We start from the raw sequence: 11,862 nt of genomic DNA, 5'->3' as shown, positions 1-11,862 counted from the left end.
CCGGAGGGATGTCGTCATCCCCGCGAAGGCGGGGATCCAGCGTCTTTGGCAGCGCTCCCGGCGGGAACCGGAAGTCGATCCCTGCCCCGGCTCCCGACTTCACCTTTTTGGTGCAACGGTCACGAAGTCTTCACCCAAACCGTGCGTCCTCGACGGATGCTGCAATGCACATCCATTGAAAATCAGTGACTTGTGCGCTGCTGGAAGTTGGCACGGCGCTTGCGACATGTGAAGCAACCATTCGCCCACCAGAGGTTGCACCCAGATGTCGCTCGAGAATGTCGAAAAGCTGATCAAGGACCACAAGGTCGAATTCGTCGACCTGCGCTTCGTGGACATGCGCGGCGTGCAGCAGCACGTCACCTTCCCCGCCAGCATCGTCGAACCCGCGCTGTTCGAGGACGGCAAGATGTTCGACGGCTCGTCGATCAGCGGCTGGAAGGGCATCAACGAGTCCGACATGATCCTGCTGCCGGACGCGTCCACCGCCTTCCTCGACCCGTTCTACGCCGATCCGACCCTCAACCTGACCTGCGACATCCTCGACCCGGCGACGATGCAGGGCTATGCGCGCGACCCGCGCGGCATCGCCAAGCGCGCCGAGGCCTACCTCAAGTCCAGCGGCATCGCCGACCAGGCCTTCTTCGGCCCCGAGCCCGAGTACTTCATCTTCGACTCGGTGCGCTTCGCCAACGAGATGGGCAACACCTTCTTCCACATCGAGTCCGAGGAAGCGGCCTGGAACACCGGCAAGGAGTACGAGGGCGGCAACAGCGGCTACCGTCCCGGCGTGAAGGGCGGCTATTTCCCGGTGCCGCCGACCGATTCGCTGCACGACCTGCGCGCTGAGATGGTCAAGACGCTCGAGCAGATCGGCATCGAGACCGAGGTGCACCACCACGAGGTCGCGACCGCCGGCCAGTGCGAGATCGGCACCAAGTTCAACTCGCTGGTGAAGAAGGCCGACGAACTGCTCGCCACCAAGTACGTCATCCGCAACGTCGCCTTCCGCAACGGCAAGACCGCGACCTTCATGCCCAAGCCGATCGTCGGCGACAACGGCAGCGGCATGCACGTGCACCAGTCGCTGGCCAAGGGCGGGCAGAACCTGTTCTCCGGCGACGGCTACGGCGGCCTGTCGCAGATGGCGCTGTGGTACATCGGCGGCATCTTCAAGCACGCGCGCGCGATCAACGCCTTCGCCAATTCCGGCACCAACAGCTACAAGCGCCTGGTGCCGGGCTTCGAGGCCCCGGTGATGCTGGCCTACTCGGCGCGCAACCGCTCGGCGAGCTGCCGCATCCCGTGGGTGTCGAACCCGAAGGCGCGCCGCATCGAGGTGCGCTTCCCGGATCCGCTGCAGTCGGGCTACCTGACCTTCACCGCGCTGATGATGGCCGGCCTGGACGGCATCAAGAACCAGATCGATCCGGGCGGCCCCAGCGACAAGGATCTCTACGACCTGCCGCCGGAAGAGGAGAAGCTGATCCCGCAGGTCTGCTCCAGCCTCGACCAGGCGCTGGAGGCGCTCGACGGCGACCGCGAGTTCCTCAAGGCCGGCGGCGTGATGAGCGACGACTTCATCGACGGCTACATCGACCTGAAGATGCAGGAAGTCACGCGCTTCCGCGCGGCGACGCATCCGCTCGAATACCAGATGTACTACGGCGTCTGACGAAAGCATCGCGGGGCATCCGGAAGAACCGGATGCCCCGCTTGGTTTCCAGCGTCCGGCCACGCGCCGGGCGTGCGGCCTCCCCCACGCGGGCCGCGACTTTCCCGCAGCAAGGAACCAGACACGAACGACACGGACACAGGAAAGCGATGCCACCGGTCAGGGCGCCACAGAGCACCCGCCGGCGCCCGGCCAGGCATGGGGATGCCGCATCGGGTGGAGCGAACCAATACGCAAGACCGGGGAGGGCTTTTCCATTCTTTTCCAGATGAGGAGCCTGTCATGTCGTCACGCAAGATCGCAGCTGCCACCCTGTTGTCCGCCGGGCTGCTCATGGCCGGCAACGTCGCCGCGTCCGAGGTGTCGGGCGACATCACGGTGGTCAGCGACTACCTGTTCCGCGGCGTCACCCAGACCGACGAGAAGCCCGCCCTGCAGGGCGGCGTGACCTGGACCCACGACAGCGGCTTCTACGTCGGTGCCTGGGGCAGTTCGATCAGCTGGCTGTCCGATTCGGATCCCGACGTCTCCAGCCAGGTTGAACTCGACGGCTTCCTGGGCTACGCCGGTTCGTTCGGCGAGAGCGATTTCGGCTACGACGTCGGCGTCAACTACTACTGGTACCCGGGCAGCTACCCGTCCGGCTTCGACAAGGCCGACACCACCGAGGTCTATGTCGGCCTGAGCTGGAAGTTCCTCAGCGCCAAGTACTGGTACGCGGTCACCGACCTGTTCGGCATCCCCGACTCCGACGGCAGCACCAATCTCGACCTGTCCGCGAGCCTCGAATTCGCCGATGGCTGGAGCGGCAGCGCCGCGGTCGGCAAGCAGTGGGTCAAGGGCGTGGGCGGCACCGGCACGTACGCGTTCTGGTCGGTCGGCGTAGACAAGTCGTTCGACAGCGGCTTCGGCATCGGCCTGTCCTACAACGACAACGACCTGATCGGCCCCGACGAGACCTTCGTCCTGTCCCTGTCCAAGTCGTTCTGACGCCACGCAACCCGAAATTCCAAGAGGAGGCGTTTCATGAAACTGATCATCGCCATCATCCGGCCGTTCAAGCTCGACGAAGTGCGCGAAGCGCTCGGCGAGGTGGGCGTGTCCGGGCTGACCGTCACCGAGGTCAAGGGCTTCGGGCGGCAGAAGGGCCATACCGAGCTCTATCGCGGCGCCGAGTACGTCGTCGACTTCCTGCCCAAGCTCAAGATCGAGGCCGCGGTGTCGGACGAGGTGTTCGACGCCGCGCTGGAGGCCATCAGCAAGTCCGCCGGCACCGGCAAGGTCGGCGACGGCAAGGTGTTCGTGGTCGCGCTCGACCAGGTCATTCGCATCCGCACCGGCGAAATCGGCGCCGATGCGCTCTAACCCACACGGAGGCTGAACCCATGAAGATGCATTTGTGCTCCGGGTGGAAAACCCGTCTGCAGGCCGCGGGACTGGCCGTGCTGTTCGGCGTGGCGGCGATGGCCGCGGCGCCGGGCGTGTTCGCGCAGGACGCCGAGGCGCCGGTGGCCGAGGCCGCGGGCGAAGTGGCCGATGCCACCGTCGATGCGGGCGAAACCGCGGCCGAGGCGATTGAGGAAGCCGTCGCGGTCGAGGACGTCCCCGCGGCGGAAGAAGCCGAGGCGCCCGCGTTCGACAGCGGCAACGTCGCGTGGATGCTCACCTCGACCTTCCTGGTGCTGCTGATGGTCGTGCCCGGCCTGGCGTTGTTCTATGGCGGCATGGTGCGGTCGAAGAACGTGCTGTCGGTGATCATGCAGGTGCTGGTGGTGTTCTCCGTGGTCATCCTGATCTGGGTGTCCTACGGCTACAGCGCGGCGTTCACCGAGGGCAACGCGTTCTTCGGATCGTTCACCGAGAAGGCGTTCCTCAAGGGCATCGTCGCCGACACCGACGCCGGTGGCCTGCCCGAGTTCCTGTTCATCGTGTTCCAGTCCACGTTCGCCGGCATCACCACCGCGCTGATCGTCGGCGCCTTCGCCGAGCGCATCAAGTTCACCGCGGTGCTGCTGTTCTCGGTGATCTGGGTGACGTTCTCCTACCTGCCGATGGTGCACATGGTGTGGAGCGGCGAGGGCGGCTTCCTCGCGCACAAGGGCGTGATCGACTTCGCCGGCGGCACCGTGGTGCACATCAACGCCGGCATCGCGGGCCTGGTCGGCGCGTACTTCCTCGGCAAGCGCCTGGGCTACGGACGCGAAGCGCTGAAGCCGCACAACGTGCCGTTCACCTTCATCGGCGCGGCGCTGCTGTGGGTGGGCTGGTTCGGCTTCAACGCCGGCTCCGCGCTGGCGGCCGACGCCTCGGCGTCGCTGGCGATGATCAACACGATGGTGGCGACCTCGGCCGGCGTGGTGGCGTGGAGCCTGGTGGAGGCGATCAGCAAGGGCCGTCCCTCGGCGCTGGGCGCGGCCTCGGGCGCGATCGCCGGCCTGGTCGGCATCACCCCGGCGGCGGGCACGGTGGGTCCGATGGGCGCGATCGTCATCGGCCTCGCGGCCGGCGCGATCTGCGTCTGGGCGGTCAACGGCCTCAAGCGCCTGCTGCGCGTGGACGACACCGCCGACGTGTTCGGCGTGCACGCGGTGGGCGGCATCGTCGGCGCGCTGCTGACCGGCGTGTTCAGCGCGCAATCGCTGGGCGGCACCGAGGCCGAGCTTGCCATCGGCGCCCAGGTCTGGGTGCAACTGGTCAGCGTGCTGTTCACCATCCTCTGGTGCGCGGTGGTCACCGCGATCGCGATCCTGATCGCCAAGGCGGTGATGGGGCTGCGCGTGAGCGAGGAGCAGGAGCGCGAAGGCCTCGACATCGTCTCGCACGGCGAGTCGGCCTACGAGAGCTGATCGTGCGGTAATCCACACCTCCCCCACGAGGTGTCCGGCGGGCAGCGCAGGCTGCCCGCTTTTTTTGGGTTCTCCTCCCACGTGGGGGAACGAGCCGGAAATGACAAGGGGGTTTTTGTGCCTCGGGTGATGCCAGCGCCGCGGCGGCGACCCTCCCCCGCGCTTGCAATCACCGCGCGCAGCCGCTGCAATGCCCGCATGCATGCCTTCATCCGCCTTGCCTTCATCGCCGCCTGCGCCCTCGCGCTCGCCGCCTGCCAGCACGGGCCGGCGCGCAATCCGATGGCGACTTGGGTGCCCTCGGACAACTTCGACACGCGGCGCCCGCAGCTGGTCGTGCTGCACTACACCGAGCAGGATTCGGTCGCACGCAGCCTGCACACCCTGCGCACGCGCAACAGCGGCGGGCCGGTCAGCGCGCACTACCTCGTCGGCGACGACGGCGCGATCTACCAGCTGGTCGCCGACGACCATCGCGCCTGGCACGCCGGCGCCGGCAGCTGGGGCACGATCCACGAACTCAACTCGGCCTCGATCGGCATCGAGATCGACAACGACGGCGTCGAACCGTTCAGCGACGCACAGATCGACGCCGTGATCCGCCTGCTAGACGACCTCAGCGCGCGCCACCGCATCCCGAAGACCGGCGTGATCGGCCATTCCGACCTCGCGCCCGGCCGCAAGATCGATCCCGGCCCGCTGTTCCCGTGGAAGCGCCTGTTCGACGCCGGCTTCGGCATCTGGCCCGATCCGGCCGCACCGCCGCCGCCGCCCGGCTTCGATCCGGTCAACGCATTGCGCCTGATCGGCTATGCCACCGACAACCTCGAAGCGGCGATCCATTCCTACCGCATGCGCTTCCGCGGCGACAACGCGAAGGCGCTGGATGAAGAGGACCTGCGCATCCTGCATGCGCTGACCGGAGGGACGCTGCATCCGGCCACAGGTGCGCCCGTCGAAGCCGGCGCGCCGTAGCGGTTCCGCCTCGCGAATGCACTATATTGGTGCAATGTCGCCTCCCATCGCCTCCGATCCCGCCCTCGACGTCCTGGTCACGCCGGTCGTCCGCGCCGATCGCCACGGCCGGGTGACGGCCTGCAACCAGGCCTTCGCGCGCTGGCTGGGGGTGAGCCAGAAGCGTCTGCCCGACCAGCCGCTGGTGGCGCTGGAGGCCGAGGGCGACCGCCTGCGCCAGGCGCTGCATGCGATGGACGATGCGGCGGAGGGGCCGCGCCGCGTGCGCCGGGTGGCGCTGGCCTTCCTCGGCGGCGAGCCGCGCTTCGCCGACGTCTGGCTGACCCGCGAGGCCGGGGGCGGGCTGCTGCTGGAGGCGCATCCGGTCGATGAATTCCCCGGCGAGGATCCGGCCCGCGCGCTGCCGCTGGCGCTGTCGGCCGCGCTCAAGGGGCTGGCGCACGAGCTGCGCAATCCGCTGGCCGGGCTCAAGGGCGCGGCGCAGCTGCTCGGCCGCCGCACCGCCGACGCCGAGGCGCGCGAGCTGGTGGCGCTGATCGAATCGGAAGTGCAGCGCCTGGCGCAGCTGGTCGACCAGCTGATGTCGCCGGCGCCGCCGCAGCCGCACCGGCCGCTCAACATCCACGGCGTGCTGGAGCAGGTGGTGCGGCTGGCCGAACAGGAGGCCGGCTGGGCGGTGCGCCTGGTGCGCGACTACGATCCCAGCCTGCCGCCGCTGTGCGGCGATCCCGACCGCCTGACCCAGGCGGTGTGGAACCTGGTGCGCAACGCGATCCAGGCCGGCGCCGCCAACATCGTGCTGCGCACGCGCGTCGAGTTCGGCGTGCGCATCGCCGAGGACGTGCATCCGCTGGCGCTGCGCATGGAGATCGGCGACGACGGCCGTGGCGTGCCCGAGGCGCTGGCCGAGCAGATCTTCCTGCCGCTGGTCTCGGGCCGCGCCGACGGCAGCGGGCTGGGGCTGGCGATGGCGCAGCAGGTCGTGCGCGAGCATCGCGGCTCGCTCGGCTACCGCTCGCGGCCCGGGCATACCGTGTTCACGCTGCTGCTGCCGCTGGCCGAGGACGCCGGCGGGATGCCCGACGGCGCCGAAGGAGAGGCAAGCCCATGAACGCAACGGGGATGAACGATGCCGGCTGAAGGCGCTTCGGTGTGGGTGGTCGACGACGACCGTTCGGTGCGCTTCGTGCTGGCGACCGCGCTCAGCGACGCCGGCTACGCCGTGTCCGGCTTCGATTCGGCGCAGACGGCGCTCGCCGCGCTGGCCTCGCGGCCGCCGCCGCAGCTGCTGTTCACCGACGTGCGCATGCCCGGCGACGACGGCCTCAAGCTGCTGGAGAAGATCAAGCAGTCGCATCCGCAGCTGCCGGTGGTGGTGATGTCGGCCTACACCGACGTCGCCAGCACCGCCGGCGCGTTCCGGGGCGGCGCGCACGAGTTCCTGTCCAAGCCCTTCGACCTCGACGAAGCGGTGGAACTGGCCGCGCGCGTGCTCGGCGAGCGCGTCGAGGCCGAACCGCCGCCGCCGGAAGTCGAGCCGGCCGGCGACGTGCTGGTCGGCGACACCCCGGCGATGAGGCAGCTGTTCCGCGCCATCGGCCGCCTCGCGCAGGCGCCGCTGACGGTGTTGATCACCGGCGAGACCGGCACCGGCAAGGAACTGGTCGCGCGCGCGCTGCACCGCGAGTCGCCGCGCGCGCGCCAGCCCTTCGTCGCGCTCAACACCGCGGCGATTCCCGCCGAGCTGCTGGAGAGCGAACTGTTCGGCCACGAAGCCGGCGCCTTCACCGGCGCCGCCAGGCGCCATATCGGCCGCTTCGAGCAGGCCGACGGCGGCACCCTGTTCCTCGACGAGATCGGCGACATGCCGGCCTCGCTGCAGACGCGGCTGCTGCGCGTGCTGGCCGAGGGCGAGTTCTTCCGCGTCGGCGGGCGCGAGCTGATCCGGGTCGACGTGCGCGTGATCGCCGCCACCCACCAGGACCTGGAAACGCTGGTGCGCGAGGGCCGCTTCCGCGCCGACCTGCTGCACCGGCTCGACGTGGCGCGCCTGCGCCTGCCGCCGCTGCGCGAGCGCCGCGGCGACGTGCCGGTGCTGGCCGAGCGCTTCCTGCACGAGGCCGCGGAGAAGTTCGCCGCGCCGCCCAAGCGCTTCGGCAAGGCCGCGCTCGAGCGCCTGCTGCGGCACGACTGGCCGGGCAACGTACGCGAACTGGAGAACCTGTGCTGGCGCCTGGCCGCGCTGGCGCCGGCCGACACCATCACCCCGTCCGACCTCGACGGCATGCTGTCGTCCGGCGACGAGCGCGCGAGCGGCGACTGGGACGCCGCGCTCAAGGCCTGGGCGCGCGAACGGCTGGCCGCCGGCGAGACCGACCTGCACGCCCGCGCCCGCGAGCGCCTCGACCACGCCCTGCTGGAGGCCGCGCTGGAGCACACCGGGGGCCGCCGCACCGAGGCCGCGACCCGGCTCGGCCTCGGCCGCAACACCGTGACCCGCAAGCTCGGCACCAGCCGGCGGCCGCGGCGCGGGTGAACCATCGGCGGCGGGCGTGGTCCCAACGGGGAGCCCATTCAACGGTCATGGCCCCATTCAACTGTCATGGACCATTCAATTGTCATTCCGAGCGCGGCGAGGAATCTGCTTCTACAGAGACAAGCAACGGCAGAAGCAGATTCCTCGCTGCGCTCGGAATGACAGCTTTTTTTTGCATCCATTTGACCGGATGCTCCACGGAACATGCCCACCATCACCGCCATCTCCCGTCCGCAACGTCTCCGCGAAGCGCTGGCCGCCACCGCCGCGGCCGCGCTGCTCGCCTCCTGCGCCGCGACGCCCGAGCCGCGCACGTCGACCGCGCCGCCGCCGCCGCGCCAGATCGCCCAGACCGGCACCGCCGCCAACGCGATCGCCAACCTCGCCTCCGCGTCGGGCAGCCTGGTCAGCGGGCGCATGCTGCTGGTGCAGGCCGAGGGCGGCGTGCGCATCCGCGGCCAGGTCGGTGGTCTCGTGCGCAACGGCGCGCACGGCCTGCAGGTGCACGAGCGCGGCGACTGCAGCGCGGTCGACGCGCGCAGCGCGGGCCGCTACTACGATCCGCTCGCGGGCGCGCAGCAGGATGGCGCGGTGGGCGCGTCGCCCGGGCGCATCGTGGCCGGGCCGGACGGCGTCGCCACGGTCGACCTGCTGGTGCGCGGCGCGGTGCTCGGCGGCGGCGCCGACAACGACATCCTCGGCCGCTCGCTGCTGGTGCTCGGCGCGACGCCGGGTGCGATCAGCGCGCGCGTGGCCTGCGGGGTCATCACCGTCAACAAATGAAGCGTGGGCTAGGCTTTTGGGTCGAGTCCACGAGGAGTTCGGTTCCATGCGCAAGACCCCGCTGCTGCTGTTGCCCGCCGCCCTGCTGATCGCCGCCTGCCAGCCGCAGGCTCCGGCAGACCCCGAAGTAGCCACGCCGCCCGCCGAACCCGCGGCGACAGCGGGCATGGAGGCCACCGACACCGCGCCGCCGGGCGAAGTGCACGACATGGTCTCGACCACCGCCACCGCCGAGCTCAAGCCCACGCAGGGCAACACGGCCGCCGGCACGCTGGCGTTCGCGATCGTCGACGGCGGCATCCGCGTCACCGGCGAGGTCACCGGCCTCGCGCCCGGCAGCGAGCACGGCTTCCACGTGCACGAGAACGGCGACTGCAGCGCGCCCGACGCAACCAGCGCCGGCGGGCACTTCAACCCCGCCGCCACCGACCACGGCCGCGTCGGCCACGGCGCGCACCATGCCGGCGACAGCGACAACATCGTCGCCAACGACCAGGGCGTGGCCGCGGTCGACACCCTGCTGCAGGGCGCGACCCTGGGCGACGGCGAACCGACCGAGATCATCGGCCGCGGCGTGATCGTGCACGCCGATCCCGACGACTACGCCACCCAGCCCACCGGCAACGCCGGCGCGCGCCTGGCCTGCGGCGTGATCATCGGCTCGTAGCAGCGCCTGCCTGCCCTTGTAGGAGCGCCTTCAGGCGCGACCCCGCGGTGTCCCTGCGCGCCGGTCGCGCCTGAAGGCGCCCCTACAGCTCCGTGGCCGCGGTGTCCCCGCCGGCATCGACGAAGGTCACGTCGATGCCGTGCGCGCCCAGCACCGCGGCGAACTGCTTCTGCCGCATCTCGAAGTGCGCGAACTGCTGCCGCAGGCGCGCCTCGTCGTCGCCGTCCGGCGCATAGCGCGCGCGCCACGCCGCCGGCGCGAACAGCGCGATCCGCGCTTCGCCGCCGGCGTAGCGCGCCAGCGGCTCCGGCGGCGCGTCCAGCACCGCCTCGCCAGCGGGCGAGAGCAGGGCGGTCTCGATCAGCGGCCACAGCGGCGCCAGGCCGAGGTGTTCGTACTGCAGCGCGACCATCGCCGCGAGGTCGTGCACGGTCAGGTAGCGCGCGTGTTCGATCCGCGTGCCGAAGGCGTCCTGCGCCAGCAGCGCGGTGTCGGCCTGGACCATGCCGGCGTCGAGCAGCCGCGCCTCGAAGGCCTCGCCGACCGCGCCCGCCACGTCGGCGTCGCCGCGCAGCAGGAACGGCAGCACGCGCAGGCTGCCGCCGCGCAGCGCGGGATCGGCGGCGAAGGGCTGCGGCACCGCGCCGGCCGCATCCATGCCGAAGGCGATGATGCGCGCGCCGGCGTCCTTCCCCGGTGCGCGCGCCTGCAGCTCCGCCAACCGGCGATGCAGCGGCCAGCCCGGGCGCAGCGCCTCGGCCGGGTCGAAATGCGCCGCGGCCAGGCACAGGTCGAGCTCGCGCGCCTGCGGCGCCAGCGCGCCGAGATCGCGGCCCAGCAATGTCGCCAGCCGCGCGGCGTCGGCCTGCGTCAGCGCGTCGCGGGCGATGGCGCTGCCCGGCGCCAGCTCCAGCGCCAGCAGGCCGGCCACGTCGCGGCGCGGGTCGAGGGCCGGGGTGTGATCGGTGTTCATCGGGCCATTCGCAACGGTACGTTAGACTTCCGATTATGCCCGTCGCGCGTGACGGGCCCTGTCCCGGAGAGGTCCCGCGATGCTGCAAGGTCGTCCCGTCGCCGTGCTGGGTGGCGTCCGCATTCCGTTCTGCCGCCAGAACACCGCCTATTCGGACGTCGGCAACCTCGGCATGTCGGTGCGCACGCTGGGCGCGCTGGTCGAGAAATTCGGCCTGCACGGGCAGCAGCTGGGCGAGGTCGCGATGGGCGCGGTGATCAAGCACTCCTCCGACTGGAACCTCGGCCGCGAGGCCGCGCTGTCCTCGGGGCTGTCGCCGCTGACGCCCGGCATCACCCTGCAGCGCGCCTGCGGCACCTCGCTCGACAGCGTCAACCTGATCGCGACCAAGATCGCCACCGGCCAGATCGAGGCCGGCATCGGTGGCGGCTCCGACACCACCTCCGACGTGCCGATCGTCTACGGCAAGTCGCTGCGCCGGCGCCTGCTGGCCGCGAATGCGGCCAAGACCACCAAGGACAAGATCGCGGCGTTCAAGGGCTTCCGCCTGCGCGAGCTGAAGCCCGACTTCCCCGGCGTCGCCGAGCCGCGCACCGGCAAGTCGATGGGCGAGCACTGCGAGGACATGGCCAAGGAGTGGAACATCTCGCGCGACTCGCAGGACGAACTCGCCGTCGCCTCGCACCACAAGCTCGCCGCCGCCTACGAGCGCGGCTTCTTCGACGACCTCGTGGTCAGCTTCCGCGGCGTGTCGCGCGACAACATATTGCGCCCGGACACCTCGCTGGAAAAACTCGCCACGCTCAAGCCGGCGTTCGACAAGACTTCCGGCAAGGGCACCCTGACCGCCGCCAACTCCACGCCGCTCACCGACGGCGCCGCCGCCTGCCTGCTGGCGAGCGACGACTGGGCCGCCGCGCATGGGCACGAGGTGCTGTGCCACGTCCGCGACGTGCACGTGGCCGCGGTCGACTTCGTCCACGGCGAAGGCCTGCTGATGGCGCCGACCGTGGCCGTGGCCGAGATGCTCGCGCGCAACGGCCTCACCCTGCAGGACTTCGACCTCTACGAGATCCACGAAGCCTTCGCCGCCCAGGTGCTGTGCACGCTGCGCGCCTGGGAGAGCGAGGACTACTGCCGCAACCGCCTGCACCTCGACGCGCCGCTGGGCCGCATCGACCCGGAGAAGATCAATCCGGTCGGCTCCTCGTTGGCCGCCGGCCATCCCTTCGCCGCCACCGGCGCGCGCATCGTCGCCACCACCGCAAAGCAATTGAAGGAACGCGGCGGCGGCCGCGCGCTGATCTCGATCTGCACCGCCGGCGGCATGGGCGTGGTGGCGATCCTGGAGCGCTGAGCTGGTCGCAGCAGCCTCCCGGCCGCGCGGTCGCGCGTGGTCGACTGCAG

11 protein-coding genes are annotated in these 11,862 nt (G+C 70.5%); 10 read left to right on the top strand and 1 reads right to left on the bottom strand.

Features of this window, described 5'->3' with window-relative positions; translation table 11 throughout:
- Positions 1 to 265 precede the first annotated feature (265 nt).
- From glnA to FQY83_RS13185, 9 genes are all read left to right on the top strand, one after another.
- Positions 266 to 1,675 (top strand): type I glutamate--ammonia ligase, encoded by a 1,410-nt coding sequence (gene glnA / locus FQY83_RS13225; RefSeq protein WP_146388430.1) that lies wholly within the window; start codon positions 266 to 268, stop codon positions 1,673 to 1,675.
- 282 nt (positions 1,676 to 1,957) lie between these two features.
- Entirely contained in the window at positions 1,958 to 2,665 is a 708-nt protein-coding gene (locus FQY83_RS13220) for a TorF family putative porin (RefSeq protein ID WP_158636506.1), read from the top strand.
- Positions 2,666 to 2,701: 36 nt separating this feature from the next.
- Positions 2,702 to 3,040, top strand: coding sequence for a P-II family nitrogen regulator (locus tag FQY83_RS13215; protein ID WP_146388428.1), 339 nt, complete (start codon positions 2,702 to 2,704; stop codon positions 3,038 to 3,040).
- A 20-nt stretch (positions 3,041 to 3,060) separates the two neighbouring features.
- Positions 3,061 to 4,521, top strand: coding sequence for an ammonium transporter (locus tag FQY83_RS13210; RefSeq protein ID WP_146388427.1), 1,461 nt, complete (start codon positions 3,061 to 3,063; stop codon positions 4,519 to 4,521).
- A 198-nt stretch (positions 4,522 to 4,719) separates the two neighbouring features.
- The gene (locus tag FQY83_RS13205) at positions 4,720 to 5,496 is read left to right on the top strand and encodes an N-acetylmuramoyl-L-alanine amidase (RefSeq protein WP_146388426.1); all 777 of its coding nucleotides are present in this window, start codon (positions 4,720 to 4,722) and stop codon (positions 5,494 to 5,496) included.
- A gap of 34 nt (positions 5,497 to 5,530) precedes the next feature.
- A complete protein-coding gene (locus FQY83_RS13200) occupies positions 5,531 to 6,607 on the top strand; it encodes a two-component system sensor histidine kinase NtrB (RefSeq protein ID WP_146388425.1) in 1,077 nt (358 codons plus the stop codon).
- An 18-nt stretch (positions 6,608 to 6,625) separates the two neighbouring features.
- The gene (gene ntrC / locus FQY83_RS13195; RefSeq protein WP_146388424.1) at positions 6,626 to 8,032 is read left to right on the top strand and encodes a nitrogen regulation protein NR(I); all 1,407 of its coding nucleotides are present in this window, start codon (positions 6,626 to 6,628) and stop codon (positions 8,030 to 8,032) included.
- A gap of 204 nt (positions 8,033 to 8,236) precedes the next feature.
- Entirely contained in the window at positions 8,237 to 8,815 is a 579-nt protein-coding gene (locus tag FQY83_RS13190; RefSeq protein WP_146388423.1) for a superoxide dismutase family protein, read from the top strand.
- Between the two features lie 46 nt (positions 8,816 to 8,861).
- Complete coding sequence (locus tag FQY83_RS13185; RefSeq protein WP_146388422.1) at positions 8,862 to 9,482, top strand: superoxide dismutase family protein; 621 nt, start codon at positions 8,862 to 8,864, stop codon at positions 9,480 to 9,482.
- A gap of 82 nt (positions 9,483 to 9,564) precedes the next feature.
- Here the strand turns inward: FQY83_RS13185 and FQY83_RS13180 are convergent, their stop codons facing one another.
- Positions 9,565 to 10,455, bottom strand: coding sequence for a hypothetical protein (locus FQY83_RS13180; RefSeq protein ID WP_146388421.1), 891 nt, complete (start codon positions 10,453 to 10,455; stop codon positions 9,565 to 9,567).
- Positions 10,456 to 10,534: 79 nt separating this feature from the next.
- Between FQY83_RS13180 and FQY83_RS13175 the strand changes: the two genes are divergently transcribed.
- A complete protein-coding gene (locus FQY83_RS13175; RefSeq protein WP_146388420.1) occupies positions 10,535 to 11,812 on the top strand; it encodes an acetyl-CoA C-acetyltransferase in 1,278 nt (425 codons plus the stop codon).
- Positions 11,813 to 11,862: the final 50 nt, after the last annotated feature.

The sequence above is a fragment of the Luteimonas marina genome (genome assembly GCF_007859325.1).
Taxonomy (GTDB): Bacteria; Pseudomonadota; Gammaproteobacteria; order Xanthomonadales; family Xanthomonadaceae; genus Luteimonas; species Luteimonas marina.
This window is presented reverse-complemented; position numbering and strand designations above follow the sequence as displayed.